The sequence below is a fragment of the Dickeya sp. NCPPB 3274 genome, assembly GCF_000406205.1.
GTDB classification, from domain to species: Bacteria; Pseudomonadota; Gammaproteobacteria; order Enterobacterales; family Enterobacteriaceae; genus Dickeya; species Dickeya fangzhongdai.
Genome location: NZ_CM001979.1, coordinates 1,799,360 through 1,818,608, shown reverse-complemented (window position 1 = coordinate 1,818,608; position 19,249 = coordinate 1,799,360). Strand labels below are relative to the sequence as shown.

15 protein-coding genes are annotated in these 19,249 nt (G+C 58.4%); 5 read left to right on the top strand and 10 right to left on the bottom strand.

Annotation, left to right across the window (positions count from 1 at the left end):
- Positions 1-91 precede the first annotated feature (91 nt).
- The gene (locus DXX3274_RS08625; protein ID WP_042859442.1) at positions 92-712 is read right to left on the bottom strand and encodes a transcriptional regulator; all 621 of its coding nucleotides are present in this window, start codon (positions 710-712) and stop codon (positions 92-94) included.
- Positions 713-909: 197 nt separating this feature from the next.
- On the opposite strand from DXX3274_RS08625, the gene DXX3274_RS08620 reads away from it, so the two are divergent.
- A complete protein-coding gene (locus DXX3274_RS08620) occupies positions 910-1,878 on the top strand; it encodes a threo-3-hydroxy-L-aspartate ammonia-lyase (RefSeq protein WP_042859441.1) in 969 nt (322 codons plus the stop codon).
- Positions 1,879-1,906: 28 nt separating this feature from the next.
- Here the strand turns inward: DXX3274_RS08620 and DXX3274_RS08615 are convergent, their stop codons facing one another.
- From DXX3274_RS08615 to DXX3274_RS08575, 9 genes are all read right to left on the bottom strand, one after another.
- Positions 1,907-2,959, bottom strand: coding sequence for an alginate lyase family protein (locus DXX3274_RS08615; RefSeq protein ID WP_042859440.1), 1,053 nt, complete (start codon positions 2,957-2,959; stop codon positions 1,907-1,909).
- Complete coding sequence (locus DXX3274_RS08610; RefSeq protein ID WP_042859439.1) at positions 2,956-3,894, bottom strand: alpha/beta hydrolase; 939 nt, start codon at positions 3,892-3,894, stop codon at positions 2,956-2,958. The genes DXX3274_RS08615 and DXX3274_RS08610 overlap by 4 nt, the downstream gene beginning before the upstream one ends.
- Positions 3,895-3,970: 76 nt before the next feature.
- Positions 3,971-5,764: an ABC transporter ATP-binding protein gene (locus DXX3274_RS08605; RefSeq protein WP_042859437.1), complete on the bottom strand. Its 1,794-nt coding sequence runs from the start codon at positions 5,762-5,764 to the stop codon at positions 3,971-3,973.
- A gap of 3 nt (positions 5,765-5,767) precedes the next feature.
- Positions 5,768-6,688 (bottom strand): ABC transporter permease, encoded by a 921-nt coding sequence (locus DXX3274_RS08600; protein WP_084478740.1) that lies wholly within the window; start codon positions 6,686-6,688, stop codon positions 5,768-5,770.
- Positions 6,685-7,659, bottom strand: a complete 975-nt coding sequence (locus tag DXX3274_RS08595) for an ABC transporter permease (RefSeq protein ID WP_042859436.1) — start codon at positions 7,657-7,659, stop codon at positions 6,685-6,687. The genes DXX3274_RS08600 and DXX3274_RS08595 overlap by 4 nt, the downstream gene beginning before the upstream one ends.
- Before the next feature lie 64 nt (positions 7,660-7,723).
- Positions 7,724-8,692: a nucleoside hydrolase gene (locus tag DXX3274_RS08590; protein ID WP_038659973.1), complete on the bottom strand. Its 969-nt coding sequence runs from the start codon at positions 8,690-8,692 to the stop codon at positions 7,724-7,726.
- Complete coding sequence (locus tag DXX3274_RS08585; protein ID WP_042859435.1) at positions 8,692-9,642, bottom strand: nucleoside hydrolase; 951 nt, start codon at positions 9,640-9,642, stop codon at positions 8,692-8,694. The genes DXX3274_RS08590 and DXX3274_RS08585 overlap by 1 nt, the downstream gene beginning before the upstream one ends.
- Complete coding sequence (locus DXX3274_RS08580; protein WP_042859434.1) at positions 9,639-10,523, bottom strand: dihydrodipicolinate synthase family protein; 885 nt, start codon at positions 10,521-10,523, stop codon at positions 9,639-9,641. The genes DXX3274_RS08585 and DXX3274_RS08580 overlap by 4 nt, the downstream gene beginning before the upstream one ends.
- 191 nt (positions 10,524-10,714) lie before the next feature.
- Positions 10,715-12,253 (bottom strand): ABC transporter substrate-binding protein, encoded by a 1,539-nt coding sequence (locus DXX3274_RS08575; RefSeq protein ID WP_042859433.1) that lies wholly within the window; start codon positions 12,251-12,253, stop codon positions 10,715-10,717.
- A 166-nt stretch (positions 12,254-12,419) separates the two neighbouring features.
- Between DXX3274_RS08575 and DXX3274_RS08570 the strand changes: the two genes are divergently transcribed.
- The 4 genes from DXX3274_RS08570 to DXX3274_RS08555 all read left to right on the top strand — a co-directional run bounded on the left by DXX3274_RS08570 (position 12,420) and on the right by DXX3274_RS08555 (position 19,091).
- Positions 12,420-13,319 (top strand): LysR substrate-binding domain-containing protein, encoded by a 900-nt coding sequence (locus DXX3274_RS08570; protein WP_042859432.1) that lies wholly within the window; start codon positions 12,420-12,422, stop codon positions 13,317-13,319.
- Between the two features lie 164 nt (positions 13,320-13,483).
- Positions 13,484-14,251 (top strand): CDP-diacylglycerol diphosphatase, encoded by a 768-nt coding sequence (locus DXX3274_RS08565; RefSeq protein ID WP_042859431.1) that lies wholly within the window; start codon positions 13,484-13,486, stop codon positions 14,249-14,251.
- 374 nt (positions 14,252-14,625) lie between these two features.
- Positions 14,626-16,464, top strand: coding sequence for an amidohydrolase (locus tag DXX3274_RS08560; protein WP_084478739.1), 1,839 nt, complete (start codon positions 14,626-14,628; stop codon positions 16,462-16,464).
- 389 nt (positions 16,465-16,853) lie between these two features.
- Entirely contained in the window at positions 16,854-19,091 is a 2,238-nt protein-coding gene (locus DXX3274_RS08555) for a LamG-like jellyroll fold domain-containing protein (protein WP_050569841.1), read from the top strand.
- The last annotated feature ends 158 nt before the right edge of the window (positions 19,092-19,249 follow it).

The window sequence follows — 19,249 nt, the reverse complement described above, 5'->3', positions numbered from 1 at the left end:
TCTAACCTTAACCTCGCCCGCGCATCATCGGCAAACGCGGCGGGCAGGCCGCGTTTGCCGACATGGCCGTGATTATCCGGCCCCGCGGGAATTATTTGGCATAGCTGTAAACCGAGGCGCGAGAAATCCCCAGATGCTGGGCGATGGTTTCCATGGATTTTTTCACATCGAGCAAGCCATTTTCCCGCAGTTCCTGAATCAACTGGCGCCGTTCCGGCGCTTTAAGCGCGCGCGGCGTGGTCGCCAGACGCGCCGCAAACTGATCGATGCGCTGACGAATCGCTTCGGAACCAGACGGTTCCAGGCTCTCGTTAAGCACGCCGGTACTGACCTGATTGAAGCGGGCGAATGCATGCTGGATGCCGCGAAACAGCGTCATATCGACATTGAGACACAGCGACGCAACATACTCGCCGCTGGCGTCCTTGATGCCGATCGAGGTGCTTTTCACCGGCCGGCCATCGGCGAACTGGTTGGCGTAATTAGCCACGATACGGGGAAACTCCGGCGATGCGATACGCGCCAGCCCCAGTTCGGTCGCCGGTTGCCCCACTTCCCGCCCGGACAGGTTGTTGTAAATAGCCAGAATGGCGTGTTCCGGGTTTTTCAGGTCGTGGATCACCACTTCGCAAAACGGCGCGAACGTCTCCCCCAGCCCTTCCGCAATGGCGCTAAGCTGCTCAAACAGTAGCGAATCAGGCAGATCCGTCATTCTGTTTATCCTTTCATCGACTCATTTTTGGATAAAATATTTATAAATAGACATTATGTCAAACCCAGCCCGACTCTCGTCCGACCGGGCAGCCCGTCAGCCCGCTAAAAACGGTTGGCAACGCCCAAAATACAAGCTATAAAAAAACAAGACATTTTGTTTAAAACTGGATAAATCGTTTACGCACAGGTACCGCCATGAACCCGATTGTTCTGCCTTCTTATGACGACGTCGCCGCCGCCAGCGACCGGATTGCTGGTTATGCTCACCGCACGCCGGTTCTCACCTCCCGTACCGTCAACGATGCGTTCGGCGCGGAACTTTACTTCAAATGCGAAAACTTTCAGCGCATGGGCGCGTTCAAATTTCGCGGCGCGATGAACGCGTTGCTGCAATTTACCGATGAGCAGAAAGCCGCCGGCGTGGTGGCATTCTCTTCCGGCAACCACGCGCAGGCGATCGCCCTGTCGGCAAAATTGCTCGGAATCCCGGCCACCATCGTCATGCCGCAGGACGCCCCCGCCGCCAAAATCGCCGCGACCAAAGGGTACGGCGCGCAGGTGGTTACCTATGACCGCTACACGGAAGACCGTGAAGCCATCGGCCGCGAGCTGGCGCAACAGCACGGTATGACGCTGATTCCCCCCTACGACCATCCGCAGGTTATCGCCGGTCAGGGAACCGCGGCCAAGGAGTTGTTTGAAGAGGTAGGCGAACTGGATGCGCTGTTTGTCTGTCTGGGCGGCGGCGGGTTGCTGTCCGGTTCGGCGCTGTCGGCGCGGCGTCTGTCGCCCAACTGCCGGGTGTACGGCGTCGAACCCGAAGCCGGCAACGACGGCCAGCAGTCCTTTCGTTCCGGCCGCATCGTGCGTATCGATACACCCAACACCCTTGCCGACGGCGCTCAAACGCAGTATCTGGGCCAGTATACGTTCGCGCTGATTCGCGCCAACGTGGATGACGTTCTGACCGTCAGTGATGATGAACTGATCGCGGCAATGCGCTTTTTCGCCGAGCGGATGAAAATGGTGGTGGAACCGACCGGCTGCCTCGGCTTTGCCGCCGCCCGCGCCTGCCAGCACGAACTGCGGGGGAAACGCGTCGGCGTGATCATCAGCGGCGGCAACGTCGACCTCGCCCGCTACGGCCAGTTGCTGGCTGGCTAACCCCACCGGATAACGCGCGCCGACGAACTCACCGGCACGATGCCGCCGCCCATAGCCATCTGGGCGGCGTAGCATTGAGTTTGCGGGCGGTCTCCAGGTAGCTCTCATCCAGCAGGCTGGCCGACCAGTACAGGGCGGCCGCGGTTTTGGCCGGCCATAATCCGTCGAATCCCGACACCCCGGCCTGCCGACGCTCGATATCAAAACGCACCGTGGTGCGGGCAAATTCTTCGTGGGTCTTCGCGCCGTCGGCGTAAGGTTTGAGCCACGCCAGCGCAGCGCGCAGACTTTGCCCGTCACGGCCTTTCAGATCAAGCCAGTCATGCCCCTGCGTGCGAGCGGCCAGCGCGGCGCGCACCAACGGCTCCAGGTTATACACCACATAGTGCAGCGCATCGCGCTGGCTGAAATCCAGCACTTCGCCATCGGTGCGGACATTGGCGTTCAACTGGCGCACAAAGGCCTGCTGCGCCGCCGCCATCAGGCGGGTATCGTCCAGCGCGGCCGCCCCCATCGTCACCAGCTTGACGCGGTGACTTTGCCAGTTATTGTTCCAGGTGCCGCGTTTATCCTGCTGATGCGCCTGCATCCGTTGCAGATACCCCGTCGTCAGGTCGTTCAGAAAACGGCGGGTACGCTCCCGCGTGGCTTCCGGCAGGTCGTTTCGGGTCAGCTGATAGGCGTCAATCAGCCCGTCAAGGCTGGTTTCATCAATAGGATTGAAGCTCAGGCGGTAAGTCTTGATCCAGTCGTCCAGATAAACCGCCAGCCGTGACAGCGACGCCGCATCCCCAGCCATGCGCCACGCCAGCGCCAGATCGCGCATGTAACCAAAGTCGCGCCTGGCCGCGTTGGACATATCATAAATGCCCTGATGCGGCAGCGTGCCTTCGGTGTGCATGACCGGTATCGCCTGCGGTTGCGGCGACGGCGGGCGGGAGGCGGTCGACAACAGGGCGGATTTTGACGGCGCTTTTACCGCCAGACAAAACGATTCGCCAGCCTGCGCCGACGTGATCAGGCCGACGGCGAGTACCCCCAGCCCCCATCGAACCACGCCCGTCGGTATCATTATTCTCATGCTATATGCTCCTTTTCAGCAGCGACGGCTGGATTCTGACGGCGCAGCCAGCTCAGGTAGGCCGACGGCCAGGCCGCTACCGGCGTGCCCGGCTCACCCAGCCCAAAACCGTGTCCGCCGACCGGGTAACGTCGCATCTCCACCGGCACCTGTGCACGCCGGCAGGCCTGCGCCATGATCAGGGTATTGTGCGGGTCGGACACCGGATCATCGTCAGCCTGCACCAGAAAGAACGGCGGCGAGCGCCGCGATACGTAGGACTGCACCGACCATGCGGATTCCGCCGCCGGCGTGGCGTTACGCCCCACCAGTTCCCGGTGGGTGGCGGTGTGCTGATAGGGTTTTTCCAGCGTAATCACCGGGTAGATCAGCGCGGCATGGTCAACCTGAAGTGGGAGGGTATCAAGCGCGTCCTGCGGCGCATAAGCGACGTCGTGTCTGAGCGCCGCCATGCCCACCAAATGCCCGCCCGCCGAAAATCCCAGCACGCCGACACGCTGCTCGCGATGGCGAATCAGGCGCAACGCGCGCTGGGCATCCTGCAACGCTACCCGGTTGCCGTCATGCCAGCCTTCGCCGGGCAAACGGTACGCCAGCACATAGGCGGTATAACCCTGCTCCGCCAGCCAGGCCGCTGCCGGCCAGGCCTCTTTGCCCATCTCGATACGCTGATAGCCGCCGCCGGCCGCCACCAGTATGGCCTGACCGTTAGGTTTTTCCGGCGAAAACACCTCAAGATAGGGAGAAGCGATCTGGCTGAGCGCGCCTCTGGCGCTCAACCGCTGCGCGCCGGAGGGCCCGCCGCCGCCCGGCGGCGAGTCATGCCACAGTGGGATGCGGGGGCGCGACGCCGGCAACGGCACACCGAACGCGCCCGCGATTTTCAGCGCGACGGCAGAAAGGGTGATGGCGGTCAGAAAACGTCTGCGATTCATGCTGATAGGCCTCTTCATGCCGGCGGCGCGATGCGTCATCCCAGCGTATGGCAGGCGCCACACGCTGCTTTATCGCTCAGGATACTAGCACCAGATGGCCGTCGCCAACCTGCTGATAACGGCGCATCGGCGGCTGATAGTCAGCCGGGCGCAGCGGGCTGTGCAGTTCATCGGCCTGCGTCGATCTGAGCACGCGCTTTTCCGGATCGGGCACCGGCACGGCGGCCAGCAGGCGGCGGGTATACGGGTGCTGCGGATCGTTGAATACCGCCTGACGCGGGCCGATCTCCACAATTTCGCCCTGATACATCACCGCCACCCGATGACTGATGCGCTCGACTACCGCCATATCGTGAGAAATAAACAGGTAGGCCAGCCCCAGTTGCTGTTGCAAATCGAGCAGCAGGTTGACGATTTGCGCCTTGACGGTCATGTCCAACGCGGACACCGCTTCGTCGGCGATAATCACCTGCGGATTGAGCGCCAGCGCCCGCGCGATGCATAAACGCTGACGCTGACCGCCGGAAAACTGATGCGGATAGCGGTCGGCCATGTCGGCCTGCAATCCCACCTTCTCCAACAGTTCCGCCACTTTTTGCGGCGCCTGTCGCGCTGACGCCAGGCCGTGGCTGATCATCGGTTCGGCGATCGCGCTGCCCACGGTCAACCGTGGGTTGAGGCTGTCGTACGGGTCCTGAAAAATCATCTGCGCCCGCATCCGCAATCCGGCCAGCGCCGACGCGCCGGCCGCCAGCATGTTCTCGCCGCACAGCGACACCGCGCCGCCGTTCGGCTCCAGCAACCGCAGAATGGCGCGCCCGGTGGTGGACTTGCCGCAACCGGACTCCCCCACCAGCGATAGGGTTTCCCCCGGTTGCAGGCTGAAAGAAACCTTTTCCACCGCATGCACCCGGCCGGTCACCCGCCGTAGCCAGCCGCTTTTCACGTCAAAACGCTTGATCAGATCGCGCACCGCCAGCACCGGCTCTCCCGGCGTTACCGTGTCGGCCAGCGGTTCGCTCGCCGCCGCGGACTGCCCAAACAACGCAAACCGCCGCGGCAGACGGCTATCAGCCATTTCGCCCAGTCGCGGCACCGCGGAGAACAGCGTCTTGCTGTACGGGTGCTGCGGCGCGCGAAACAGTTGGCGAGTGTCCGCCATTTCCACCCCTTCGCCGTGGTACATCACCATCGTGCGGTCGGCCACTTCCGCCACCACCCCCATATCGTGGGTGATGAACAGAATCGACATGCCTTCCTCGTCCTGCAACGTTTTGATCAGCGCCAGAATTTGCGCCTGAATGGTGACATCCAGCGCCGTGGTCGGTTCATCGACAATCAGCAAGCGGGGGTTGCAGGCCAGCGCAATGGCGATCACCACCCGCTGGCGCATGCCGCCGGAAAAGCTAAGCGGATACTCGTCCAGCCGGGAGCGGGCGGCGGGGATGCGCACTTTTTCCAGCAGACGCGCCGCTTCCGCCCGGGCGCTGGCGTGGTCCATTCCCCGATGGCGCCGCAAGACTTCGGTAATCTGGGTGCCGATTTTCAGCACCGGGTTGAGACTGGTCATCGGCTCCTGAAACACCATGCCGATATGGTTGCCGCGGATGCGCTGCATCTCGCGGGCGGGCAGCGCCAGCAGGTCACGGCCGTCGAATAGCACTCGTCCGGTGGTGTGCACCTGCGGCCCGGCCAGCAGGCGCATGATGGACAGCGCGGTGACGCTTTTACCGGAGCCGGACTCGCCCACCAGCGCCACGGTTTCCCGTTCGCCAATGTCAAACGATAGATCCTGCACCACCTTCAGCCACTCACCGTTGACCCGAAAGGCGGTATTCAGTTGTTCAACGCACAGCACCGGCTGATTCACGCCTCACTCCTCTTGTCTGGTATTCAGCGCATCACGCAGGGCGTCGCCGATCAGGTTGATCGCCACAATCAGCAACAGCAGCATCACGCCGGGGAACAGGCTGATCCAGTAATCTCCGGACAGCAGATAGTCAAACCCGTTGGCGATCAGCAACCCCAGCGACGGTTCGGTAATCGGCAGGCCAATGCCGAGAAACGACAGCGTCGCCTCCAGCATGATGGCGTAGGCGATGCGCATGGTGGCGACCACAATCAACGGCGGCAAGCAATTGGGCAGCATATGGCGGAACAGAATGCGCGGAGCGGAAAACGCCATGCCGCGCGCCGCATCCACATAATTGCGGCGACTTTCCAACAGGGCGGAAGCGCGGATGGTGCGGGCGTAATACGCCCACTGGGTGATCACCAGCGCCAGAATAATTTTATCCACGCCCTGCCCCAGCACCGCCAGCAGGATCAGGGCGATAAGAATCGGCGGAAAGCTAAGCTGGATATCGACGATACGCATCAGCAGCGCGTCGGTTTTGCCGCCCAGCCAGGCGCTCAACATACCGGCGGCCATGCCGATGACCAGCGCCACCAGCGCGCTGCTGACGCCGACTGTCAGGCTGGTGCGGGTGCCGTAGAGAATGGCGCTCAGCAAATCACGCCCCTGATCGTCGGTGCCGAGCCAGTAAGTCAGCCCGCCCATGCCGGTTGAGCCCGGCGGCAGACGGTTATCCATGATCATCAGTTGGGTCAGGTCATAGGGATTCTGCGGCGCAATCCAGGGCGCCAGCAGCGCCAGCGCCACAATCAATGTCAGCGTAACCAGCCCCAGCCGCGACAGCCGGTCATGAAACAGCATCGACAGCGTACGCGCCAACGCCGAACGCGCCGGCGGCGCGGCCGATGGGGTATGTACCGAGCGTCCCGACATGCTCATTGCCCTCCTCCTAACCGGATGCGCGGATCCACCACCGCGTACAGCACATCCACCAACAGATTGATCAGGCTGAACATCACCACCGTCATCATCAGGTAGGCCAGAATCACCGGCCGGTCCAGCACCGCGATGGAATCGATAATCAGTTTGCCCATCCCCGGCCAGGCGTAAATGGTTTCGGTCACCACCGCAAAGGCGATCAGCGCGCCCAGTTCCAGACCGATCACCGTAATCAGCGGGATCAACGTGTTTTTCAACACGTGCACAAACAGAATGCGACGCTCCGATAACCCTTTGGCGCGGGCAAAACGCACGTAGTCCTGTTGCAGGCATTCGCGCACGCCGGCGCGGGTCAGGCGGATAATCAGCGAAATCTTGAACAACGCCAGATTGAGCGCCGGCAGCAGCAGGTGCTGCCAGCCATCCACCGTCAGCAGACTCAGCGGCACGCCCGCCACCGTCACGGTGTCGCCCCGCCCCGACGACGGCAGCCACCCCAGCTTCACGCTGAACAGCATGATCATCATCATGCCGATCCAGAAGGTCGGCAGGCTAAAGCCCAGAATCGATACCGTCATCACCGATTTCGCCGCCAGGCTGTCCGGCCGCAGGCCGGCGAACACCCCCAGCGGAATACCGATCAGCAGTGACAGCAGAAACGCCACCAGCGCCAGCTCCAGCGTGGCGGGCATGCGTTGCAAAATCAGGTGTAGCGCCGGTTGGTTGAAAATGAAGGAGTTGCCCAAATCGCCCTGCAGCGCGTGGGTCACAAACAGCAGGTACTGTTGCCACAGGGTTTTATCCAGCCCAAACGCGCGGATCACCGCCTCGCGCTCAGCCGGGGTGGCGTTGCTGCCCAACAGCAAATCCACCGGGTTGCCGACCAGATACACGCCGGCGAACACCAACACCGACATGACCGCCAGCGTTATCAGGGTTTGCAGAAAACGACTGAGTAAAAAGCGGGCCATGACGCGTCCTTGTTGGTTAGCGATGGGTTAAGAGCCTATCCCAATAGGGCTATTGGGATAGGCGCTAAGCGTGGCGCTCCGGGATATCCGGCCGACCGTAGCGGCTAAGCACCCGGACCAGCAACGACAGAAAACCGGGTTCATCTACCGACTGCATCACCTGCGCATTAGGCGCCTGCGACAGCTTGCCATAAAAATCCGCCCAGGTATGCCCGGCGGTTTCACCGGCGACGGTCACCCCGACCAGCGCCTCCCGTCCGGCAAACAGCGACGGTTGCAATAGCCAGGCCACGGTGGTGGCGTCATGCACCGGACCGCCTTCGCGGCCGAAACGCGCCATGTCGCTGCGGTCAAAAGCGCCCAACAGGCGGGCGATGGCCTCACCGGGCCGCCCGGCGTCACGTTGCAAAACGTCGATCTCCTGTTGGGTAATCAGCGCCTGAAACGTCATGTCCAGCGGCATGATCACCAAAGGAATGCCGCTGCCGAATACCCGGCGGGCGGCGTGCGGATCGGCATAGATATTGAATTCCGCCCACGGCGTGCGGTGGCCGAGCGCGGTAAAGGCGCAGCTCATGGTCACCACCTGACGGATGCCGCGCGCGACGTCCGGGTGCTGAATCAGCGCCAGCGCCAGATTGGTCATCGGCCCGATGGCGCAAAAGGTAATCGGGTTCTGTTCTTCCGCCGCCCGACGTGCGGTGCGAACGATAAAATCCACCGCGTGCTCCTGCACGACCCGGCACTCGCCCGCCGGCACCAGCTCATCGCTGAATGCGCCGATATGGGCGTACTTGCCGTAGCGCTGCGGACCGATCAGCGGCCTTTTCGCACCGGCGAACACCGGCACGTCATCACGACCGGACAGCGCCACAATCCGCCGGGCGTTCGCCAGCGTATTCTCCAGCGCCACGTTGCCGGCCACCACCGTAATACCCAATACGTCCAGTTCCGGCGAGGCCAGCGCCAGCCACAGCGCAATGGCGTCGTCTACGCCGGGATCGGTGTCAATAATGATTCGCTGACGTGTCATCACGCGGTTCCATAAGCTGAAAACAGCTGACAGAACAACTGAAACACCTCGTCGACCGCCACGCCGGTGACCACATCGACGTTCGCCGACAGGCCGGATTTACCGTAGATATCCATTACGCTCTGTCCCATACACAGTTCGCTCTGATGCTCCACCAGCACCCGCGCCCGTTCGGTCTGGAACAAATCGGGGCGCAATACCCAGGCGATCACCAGCGGGTCATGCAGCGGCCCGCCGCGGGAGCCGTAACGTTTAACGTCATTGCGATCCCAAAACGCCATCAGTTGACTCAGCGGAGCGCGCAATCGCCCGGCGTGAGTCACCAGTTCGCTGACACGCTCCGGCGTCAGAATCACCTGATGGGTGGCGTCCAGCGGCAACAGCGTCATCGGCAGTTCCTGCGAAAAGACGATGTGCGCCGCGTGCGGGTCGGCCAGCATGTTGAATTCCGACGTCATGGTGCGGTTGCCCAACTCCCGGCAGGCGCCGCCCATTGATACAATCCGTTCGATGCCGTCCACGATATCCGGTGCGATACAAAAGGCGCTGGCCAGGTTGGTCAGCGGCCCCAGCGAGCACAACGTAATGCGTTCGCCGCGCTGCGCCGCCGCCCGGCAACGGGCGATCAGAAAGTTAACCGCGTGCTGCATTTCCGCCGCTTTACGCGGCGCGGGAAAATCGCTGTCGCCCAACCCATTCTTGCCATGAAACTGACCGTGAATCGGCTCGCGCAGCATCGGTTGCCAGCAACCGGCAAACACCGGAATATCGGTACGCTCGCCCAGTTCAACGATCTGCAGCGCATTGCGCAACGTGTTGGGCAACGGCTGATTACCGTTCACCACGGTAATGCCCTGAATCGCCAGCTGTGGCGCGACAAACGCGCTCAGTAACGCCAGCGCGTCGTCAATACCGGGGTCGCAATCGATGATGATGGGAATCGACTTCACAGAGCGCCCACCAGTTTCAGCACGCTGGCGACCTCTTCCCGCGCGTGATGATTCAACGGCTGCTGCGGAGCAATCGGGTTACCGACCGCGAATCCCTGCATCTCCAGCGCGGCCTTGATGCAGGCGGCCACCGAGTATTTGGCGAAAATTTCATTCACCCGCCACAACGGGCGCTGCAATTCCATCGCCAGTTGCCAGTCGCCGCGTTTGGCCGCCTCGTACAGCGCCAGGCTCTGACGCGGCACGATGCAGGCCGGGCCGGCCATCCAGCCGACGCCGCCGATCAGCATGACGCAGGCGGGAATATGAGCCGAGGCGGCGAAAACCTGCATACGTCCTTCGGTGCGTTCGATGATCGACAACAACCGGCCAGTATTGGTGGAGGCATCCTTGATGTAGCGGATGTTATCCACGTGGCTTAAACGCTCGATCACCGGCAGGCTTAAGTCGGAACGCTGGAAATGAGGATTGGTGTACAGCACCACGGGCGTGGGGTGCGCGGCTTCGGCAATCGCCCGAAAGTAGCTTTCCACGCCGGCATCGGTCAACGGGAAATAAGCCTCAAGTATCGCCAGAATGCCGTCGACGCCCAGGCCAAGGTAAGCCTGCGTCTGCACCACCGCGTCCTGAATGGTGGTGGCGGCTACGCCGGCGATCACCGGCACCCGGCCGCGCGCCGCTTCAACCACGGTGCTGACGACATCAAAACGCTGCTTTGCGGTCAGATAAGCGAATTCGCCGGTGCTGCCAAGCGGCGTCAAACCATGTACGCCGCTGGCGATAAGGTGCTCGACCAATTCGGTGAGGACGGTTTTGTCCACATCGCCATTCGCTTTTATAGGAGAAACCAGATAGGGAAATACGCCGAAGAATTCGCTCATGGAGTGACCCTGAAAGTGGCAGGCGGAGTGTCCCGCCGCGAAATGCAGCGGGACACGGCCTGATGGGAGAACCCTGGTGTTAACGTAAAAATCGCACTATACCCGTCATACTTCGAGTTACAGGACAACCCGAATTATTGGGGTATACATCATTTTCATTCACCACCAGCGCCGGGTGAAAAACTCACCGTTTACTGCTTGTGAACGAAATAGGGCAATGTGTAGCCGTCTGTGCGGCCCACGTAGCTATAGCCTTTTTTCATTGCCCAGGTATTGGAGAGAAACAGCAGCGGGATAACCCCTTGCTCTTTCATCGCCAATTCGGTTGCCTGCTGCAACAGCGCATCGCGTTGCTGTTCATCCAGCGTGGCGCGTGCCTGACTCAGCAGCTTGTCAAATTCGGCATTGGAATACCGTCCCCGGTTTCCCTGGCCGGCATTCGGGCCAAAGGTTTCCAGCAACGGCCCCAGCACGCCGGACGCCTCACCGGTTTCAATCGCCGCGCCGCCCATCACCAGGCTGAATTCACGCTGCGCCGCCTTGGCGAAGTAGACGTTGCCGGGCATGGTGACCACCTCGGTCTTGATGCCCGCCTGACTGAACATCTGCCCCAGCGCCTGCGCGATTTTGGCGTCGTTGGGATAGCGATCGTTCGAGGCGTGGAACGTCAGGGTAAAGCCGTTCGGATAGCCCGCCGCCGCCAGTTTTTGTTTCGCCTGCGCCAGGTCGTAAACCGGCGCCGGTATTTTGGCGGAATATCCCGGATACCCCTGCGGCACCAGCTGCGACGAAGGCAGCCCCTGACCGTCGAGGATACGCTGCACCAGCGCGTCGCGGTTGATCGCCAGCGACATCGCCTGACGCACTTCCGCTTTTTTCAGCGGATTTTTGCCGTCGTCGCCTTTGGCGAACGGCGACTCGTCTCGGTCCTGATCCGGGTGCAGATACAAAATGCGGTTGCCCGGCACCGACTCTGTGGCGAAAGCCTGCTGACGCGCGATAGACGCTCGGTCTGCGGTCGGTACGCTTTCGATCATGTCCACATCGCCGGACAACAACGCGGCAATGCGCGCGCTGCTGTTCTTGATGACGCGCAACGTCACCTTGTCCCACTCGGCTTTGCCGCCCCAGTAGTGGTCGTTACGGCTCAGCACCACCTTGTCATCCGGGGTATAGGAGACAAATTTGAACGGGCCGGTGCCAATCACGTCTTTACCGCCGTTCAGCACGTCGGTCGGCTGGTCGGCCAACCGCGCCGGCAGTATCGCGATGCGGCTCAGGTTGTTGAGCAACAGCGCCGCCGGTCCTTTGGTCTTGATTTCCACCGTCAGCGGGTCGATTTCACGAATCTCGCTGATGTCCGCCACGTAGGGCGTGTAGGCGCTGGGGCTGTTTTTTGCCGCCAACGCGATGCGTTTCACACTGGCCACCACATCCCGGGCGCTAAAATCGGTGCCATCGTGAAACTTGACGTTCGGTCGCAATTTAAATTGCCAGGTGGTGTCGTCGATAGCTTTCCATGACACCGCCAGAGCAGGGGTAATTTGTTGTTTTTCGTTTTGGTTAACCAGCCCGTCGAACAGATTACGGGCCATTGCGCTGTTAGCGCCGCCGACATAGAACTGCGGATCCATCGAGGTGGTGGATGACGCCAGTCCAATCGTCAAATCCGCTGCCTGCGCGATGGGCGTCAGCGTCATCAGGCCGGCAACAAGCAACATTCCTTTCATGGTTACTCCTTTAAATTCGGATCCATCCCGCATTCGGGTTTATCACGCTTTGTGCAAATCTATGACAAACTGTAACCTTCGGGATGGAGTCTACGTGTTGGTTAAAATAATTAAAAATCGTATTTTGTACCGAATTCATAAATAAACATTATGGTTGGTAACATCTATGAGCCGTATCAACTTAAGACAGGTTGAAGCATTCCATAAGGTGATTCTGACCGGCGGCATCACACAGGCCGCCAACATCATGAATATCACCCAACCGGCGGTCAGCCGGCTGATCAAGGATTTTGAGTACGCGGTTAAACTAAAACTGTTTGACAGGGATGGGCGGGGACTCGAACCCCGTGAAGAAGCACTTAAGCTTTTCCGGGAGATCGAACGGCTGTATCTGGGGCTGGACCACATTCTGCGGGTGGCGGACGACATCCGTCACGCCAAAGGCAGCGTGCTGCGCATCGGCGCGGTGTCCGCGCTCGCCAACCTCTGTACCGAACGCATTTTCCCCTCGCTGTTGAAAAAATACCCGGATGTGGCGCTTTCTATGGATGTGGAAAGCACGCTGGCGATCACCGAGATGGTGCTGAGCAACCAGTACGACATCGGTTTTATCAACAGTACGCCGGCGATCAAGGGATTGCAGGCCGACCTGCTGGGCGTCGCCCAGGCCGTCGCGGTCGTCGCGCCGAGCCACCCGCTGGCGGAGCGCGCCGGTATCACCCTTGACGACCTGAACCACTACCGCTCGATCCTTCCAGGGCGCAAAACCGTGCTGCGGGAGCAGCTGGCACAGGCTATCACCGCGCAAGACGTGGCGTTGCAAAGCCCGATCGAAACCTCGCTGCGCCATTGCTGCGTCATGGCGGGCGCCGGATTAGGGGTGGGAATTGTCGATGCCATTACCGCCCGTACCAGCGAAGCGACGCTGCTGATCAAACCCTTCGAACCGAAGATCGACGTCGCCTATCTGGCGATCTTCCCGCCCCAGCATGCGCGTAGCCTGCTGGTGGAAGAAGTCGTTCAGCACATCCGTAAGCTCATCAGCGAAAGCGCTCAGGCCGGGTAACAACATCAACCGCATGTGTCATCACGGCGCCATCTGCGCGCGGCACGATGGTCGCACTAATCTATATGCCCGTCATACGACGTATAACCTTGCAACAAATAACGTTGCGACATTTGCGTTGCAATCAATAACCATGCGGCAATGACCCTCGACGGAATCCGGCCATGATACGCAAGAAATACCTTATCGGTTTGCTCGTTACGCTACTGCTGGTCGCCCTGCTGATCTACTTCTGGCAGCCCTTCGCCCGCCGCGGCAATGGCAACGCGCTGTGGACGTTTGTCAGCCAGCAGTGCGTGCCTAACCAGCAGAAAAATAACTCGCCCGCCCCTTGTCTGGACGTCAATCTGCAAGGTCATTACACCCTGTTCAAAGACCGGCGCGGACCGTATCACGACCTGTTGATCCCGACCGATCGCATCAGCGGCATTGAAAGCCCGTTGCTGCTGCAACCCGGCACGCCGGCCTATTTTGCCGCCGCCTGGCGCTACCGCGACAGGCTGTCAAGCCAGATGGGCAAACCAATCGGGGACGACATGCTCGGGCTGGCGATCAACTCGCTGTATGGCCGCACGCAAGGCCAGTTGCATATCCATATTTCCTGCCTGAAACCCGAGGTCTACCAGACGCTGCGCGCCCAAAGCGCCAGTCTCGGCCGCGACTGGGCGCCGCTCGGCCAGCCGCTGCTGGGGCACGATTATCTGGCGAAGAAGCTGAACGATAACGACCTGACGCAGTCCGACCCGTTCAAACTGCTCAACCAGTACGTGCAGGCGCAAGGAGACAAGATGGAAAACTACGGTCTGGCGCTGACCGCCAACGTTCAGGGCGAACTGATCCTGCTGGCGGTGCGGCGTGATTTTATCGGCCTGTTCAACCGCGGCTCGGCGGAGGAAATTCTGGATGTGAGCTGCGCACTGGCGCAGACCTAAGACGTCGTATTGGCTGGGGAATAGGGTTCCCCAGCCAATACGAGGCAAGCATAGTTTGACGTGATCTATAGATTGCGTAAAAACACGATTGCGTAAAAACACGATTTAATCAGAACTACCTGTTATTAACAGGATGTCGAACCGTCTCCAGAATGCCTTAATGTCGTTTCACAAATAAGTCAAAAACGGCGTTTTCGGGAATACATTAATGTTTCTTTAATAAAACCACGCTTCTCGAATAACACCGTTGTTTTTGCTATTTGTGCCTTCGCATCATTAATAGCTCAATTTGTATTATCTGGTTGTAACAATATATGGAGGATGTAACTCCCAGCTAGTGGAATAGCGTAAAAAATACATAGGGAGATGAATATATGACAAGAGCCAGTGTAGGTAATATTGAAGGGTGTAGCCCCCAATTGACGTGTGTAAGGAAGCCGCCATTAGCTTCGAACATACCGACAAAAAACCATTTTCTGGTACGGGTCGGATTTGTTGCATCTATAGCAGGTTTACTTTTTTCTATTCCCTCTTCTGCCGTCGCAGAAAAGAACGTACCCGCCGAACTGGTTTTACGTAATGGCAATATTTTCACCGTCACTCAGCATCAACCGTGGGTTGAAGCGATTGCAGTGCGCGATGGTCGTTACGTATTTATTGGTTCCAATGCGCAGGTCGCCAACCTCATCGGCCCCAATACCAAGGTTGTTGACCTCAAAGGGGGAATGGCGATGCCCGGCATCAATGACGTGCATGCCCACCCGCTGGATGGCGGATACGAAGATCTATTCTCCTGTAATTTCCCTGGCAAGAGCTCGCTGGACGAGATGCTAAAGCGAGTCTCCGAATGTGCGAAACAGGTGGAACCGGGTGGATGGGTTATCGGCTCATCATGGGGGAGTCCGCGCATGTCTGAACTTATGAGCACCGGCGCACTGGCCAAACTGGATAAAGTCAGCAATGGGCATCCTGTTATTCTGCGTGACGACTCCTATCACAACCGCTGGATCAATAGTGAAGCGATGCGTTTGGCAAACATCACCTCCGCGTCCGTCAGCCCTGCCGGCGGAGTAATTGTCAAAGATGCCGTGACTGGTGAGCCTACCGGATTGTTACAGGAGTTCCCTGCCTTCCAGCATGTACAAAGCCTTGTTCCTGCACGAACGGAGGAGCAACGCATAGCCTCTGGGCGAGGTGCAGCAAAGACGATGATCTCCCTGGGTATCACGGGTGTACAAGAAGCCGTTAGCTCCGAAGTGAATCTGCGGATCTGGAGCAAAATCGATCAAGCCGAAGGCTTACCGCTGAAGATTTTGGCCTCTGTCGTCTCAACCCCATTACTGGATGAAGGCGCTGCCGGAATGGAACTGTTTGCCAGACGCGACGTCTACCGTACGCCGAACTTCCTTCCCGATCGCTTCAAGTTCGTCCTTGATGGTGTGCCACCCGCTTACACGGCTAAGCTTCTCGCTCCTTATGTTCCAGACCATGTCCACGGCAATAATTTTCATGGCGAAACGCACTACACGGTAGACCAGGTAGTTGACATTCTGACTAAGCTCGACAAGCAAGGTATTTCCACCAAGTTACATGCGGCTGGCGATGGTTCATTACAACTTGCGTTAGATGCTGTCGAAAAAGTGCGTAAAATCAATGGTCCGAATGGACCGATGCATCAGATTGCCCATACGCATCTGATTGCGCCACAGGATTTGCCGCGTTTCGCCAGGCTTCGTGTAGCAGCCGACCTGTCGCCGATGCTGTGGTTCCCATCGGATATGACGCAAGCCAGCGTTGTTACTATCGGTGAGGAGCGTATGCGAGATTTTGTCCCCACGATGAAATTGCTCCGCGCAGGGGCGCTGGTGGCCGGAGGCTCTGACTGGCCTGCAGGTGGTCCAACACCGTCTCCGTGGATCGGTATTGAAGGTTTGGTAACACGACAGAACCCATTGGGTGATGTCCCTGGAACGCTGGCGCCCGATGAGGCTGTCGATCTGGCGGAAGCGATTCGCATTTACACTATCAACAGCGCGAAGGCGATGGGGTTGGAAAAGGATACGGGGTCGATCGAGCTTGGCAAATCCGCGGATCTTATTGTGCTTGATAGGAATCTGTTCAACATTCCTATCAAACAAGTTCATCAAACTAAAATACTAAAAACCTACTATAAAGGAAAATTGGTTCATTCGGTTCCCGAAATAGGTATTTGAGCCATTCTCTCCAGGGCAAGAAATGTAACATTCTTGCCGTTAACCATTAATAGTTTTTAATTAGAATCGATCCAAAAACGGCTTTTTTCACAGAAAGTCGTTTTTATTTTAGTGCCTACTCTTCAGCAGACGTGCAAGGTGATTTCTGTCCGGCGGGTAATATACGGCATGCGGTTACACTGCATTAAAAATATAGGTACAGTTCATCGTCACGCAAAAAGCAGAGTCATATCGACTATACCGTTATATTCTCACGAGAGACGGAGGACACGCGCCACGTTTACGAAGTGGCGCATGGAATTCCCCACTTTTAGGTTTTACAGGTAATTATTGAGAAAGAACTGCCGCAGAGCACTGCTAATTCATATCAATCAGGGAGAGAGTCCATCATGAAGAGAATACCACACACGCTGCAGCGTGATTTTCCGTCGACACCAGAAGCAGACGCCACGCCTGTGACTACTCAAAAACAACTGGACTCCATGCCACGGCGTCGCTTTCTGCAAGCTGGCGCGAGTATCGTATTCAGCGGGCTGCTGGGGCGATTTAGAAGCAGTTTTCTAACTCGTGCAATCGTAGCCGCAGCAACGGGCACCGTTGCGCCGGCGCTTCACGCAGAAAACCGCACCTTCACCCATCCCGGCTTGTTGCACACTGAAGATGACTTCGTCCGTATAAGCAAGAAGCTGGCAACCGGTGAGAAACCCTGGGTAGATGGATGGGAACCGTTTGTAAAAGATGCCTATTCACAGTTGGGGGCGACCCCGCGCGCCACTGAGACAATTGTGCGGGGAGGTGACGGGCAGAATTTTTCATTACTGTATGTTGATGTGCAACGTTCCTACCGTCTGGCGGTACGCTGGAAAATCACGCAAGACACCGCGTATGCAGAGGAAGCGATCAAGTATCTTAATGCATGGTCTTCCACGCTAAAGACGGTCACTGGCAACGCCGATCGCTGGCTGGCTGCGGGTATCTATGGCTATCAATTCGCCAACGTTGCTGAAATCATGCGCAGCTATTCCGGGTGGTCTGCAGCAGACCTGGAACGGTTCCAGAATATGATGTTGACGGTGTTCTATCCGATGTCGAGGCAATTCCTGGATGTGCATAACGGTGCGGATATCACCAATTACTGGGCCAATTGGGATCAGTGCGCGATCGCTAATATTCTGGCGATCGGTGTGCTGTGCGATCGCCCTGATATCTATCAGGAAGCGATCGACTACTACAAATACGGCCAGGGCAACGGCGCTGGCATGCAAGCAGTGGTACATGTGCATCCCGGTTACCTTGGACAATGGCAGGAAAGCGGGCGCGATCAGGGGCACACTACGCTAGGAATAAGTCTGGGCGCGGCTTTCTGTGAAATGGCGTGGAATCAAGGTGATGACATTTATGGATACGACAACAACCGTTTTCTTGCCGGTGCGGAGTTTGCCGCGAAATCGAACCTGAACGACGAAACGGGCGGGTTCTATGTAATGCCCTGGATGAACTACCGCAACAGGCATGGCTTGATGGAAGCCGTTTCCTCGTCGAGCCAAGGGAATAAACGGCCATGCTGGGAGGCTATTTATAACCACTATGCAAAGCGAAAAGGTATTGCAACGCCCTATGTGTTCAAACAGGTACAAAAAGTGTACCCGGAATACGGCGGCGGGGGCGACGGAACGGGATACGGTACTTTACTGTTCTCACGCGACCTGGCCGTTGAGACGACGGCGTTGCGCCCTTCCGGCCTGACTGCCAACCGCCGTGGCGACAAGGTAGAACTTTCCTGGTGGGGGGTTGTTGGCGCTACGCACTATACCCTCGAACGCGCCACCGTCGCTAATGGGCCGTTCACCGTCATTGCGCCTGACATCATTGATCTTTTGACCTATTCGGACAGCGATATTACGAGGGCAGCGAGCTACTACTATCGCGTGAAAGCGTTCATTGCGGGGGGAGAAACCGCGGCGTCGGACACCGTCAGAGTACCGATTCAGGTGGAAGAAGTACTCCATCTTGCGTTGAACGAAGGCTCTGGTATTACTGCCGCAGACAGCACAGGCAAGTGGGGAGTGAGTTCGCTGTCAGGCGGCGCCAGTTGGGGAACAGGGCCGGATGGCACGGGTACTGCGCTGGTGCTTGATGGCGTAGACGGCTACCTGAAACTGCCGGATGGCCCCCTGTCGAAACTGGGCGATTTCACTATTGAGACCAGATTCTGTGCGGACGATTCACGTTCGTGGGGCAGGATTTTCGACATTGGTTCTGGCGAACGCCGCTGGATCAGCCTGGCACCATTCGGAAATAACGGGAAGCCAACGTTTAGGATATCGATTTTACATGGTTACATGGTCGAAGGCGTGACGGCAGACACCACATTCCCAGTCGGTAAATGGGTACATGTTGCGATGACATTGTCTGGTAATGTCTGCATCGTCTATCTCGATGGCATAGAGGTAGGACGTAATGAAAAATTTACGCTAGCACCTTATCAGCTTGGCGTGGCTGAGTCGGCCTATCTTGGCCGCTCGCAGTACGCACGCGATGCTAGTATAAAGGGGCGTTATGACTATTTCAGGATCTTGTCGGGGGCGTTGAGCGGCGTGGATATTGCCGCATTAGCCAGAAAATGACGCCATACATCTGGGCTGATAATGGTGACAACATTGCACATGGATAAAGAGATAACGCACCGGATTCATCAGTTCATAAAGCTGAGTTAAATTGCTCAGACCGGGATCCGCAGGCTTCGGCAAGCGGGTCGCGGAAGAGCGGGGTATCCCAACCGGTG

Excerpts from the sequence above, each read along its gene's own strand:
- DXX3274_RS08625 (WP_042859442.1), bottom strand. The coding sequence starts at position 712 with ATGACGGATCTGCCTGATTCGCTACTGTTTGAGCAGCTTAGCGCCATT.
- DXX3274_RS08620 (WP_042859441.1), top strand. The coding sequence starts at position 910 with ATGAACCCGATTGTTCTGCCTTCTTATGACGACGTCGCCGCCGCCAGC.
- DXX3274_RS08615 (WP_042859440.1), bottom strand. The coding sequence starts at position 2,959 with ATGAGAATAATGATACCGACGGGCGTGGTTCGATGGGGGCTGGGGGTA.
- DXX3274_RS08610 (WP_042859439.1), bottom strand. The coding sequence starts at position 3,894 with ATGAATCGCAGACGTTTTCTGACCGCCATCACCCTTTCTGCCGTCGCG.
- DXX3274_RS08600 (WP_084478740.1), bottom strand. The coding sequence starts at position 6,688 with ATGAGCATGTCGGGACGCTCGGTACATACCCCATCGGCCGCGCCGCCG.
- DXX3274_RS08595 (WP_042859436.1), bottom strand. The coding sequence starts at position 7,659 with ATGGCCCGCTTTTTACTCAGTCGTTTTCTGCAAACCCTGATAACGCTG.
- DXX3274_RS08590 (WP_038659973.1), bottom strand. The coding sequence starts at position 8,692 with ATGACACGTCAGCGAATCATTATTGACACCGATCCCGGCGTAGACGAC.
- DXX3274_RS08580 (WP_042859434.1), bottom strand. The coding sequence starts at position 10,523 with ATGAGCGAATTCTTCGGCGTATTTCCCTATCTGGTTTCTCCTATAAAA.
- DXX3274_RS08575 (WP_042859433.1), bottom strand. The coding sequence starts at position 12,253 with ATGAAAGGAATGTTGCTTGTTGCCGGCCTGATGACGCTGACGCCCATC.
- DXX3274_RS08570 (WP_042859432.1), top strand. The coding sequence starts at position 12,420 with ATGAGCCGTATCAACTTAAGACAGGTTGAAGCATTCCATAAGGTGATT.
- DXX3274_RS08565 (WP_042859431.1), top strand. The coding sequence starts at position 13,484 with ATGATACGCAAGAAATACCTTATCGGTTTGCTCGTTACGCTACTGCTG.
- DXX3274_RS08560 (WP_084478739.1), top strand. The coding sequence starts at position 14,626 with ATGACAAGAGCCAGTGTAGGTAATATTGAAGGGTGTAGCCCCCAATTG.
- DXX3274_RS08555 (WP_050569841.1), top strand. The coding sequence starts at position 16,854 with ATGAAGAGAATACCACACACGCTGCAGCGTGATTTTCCGTCGACACCA.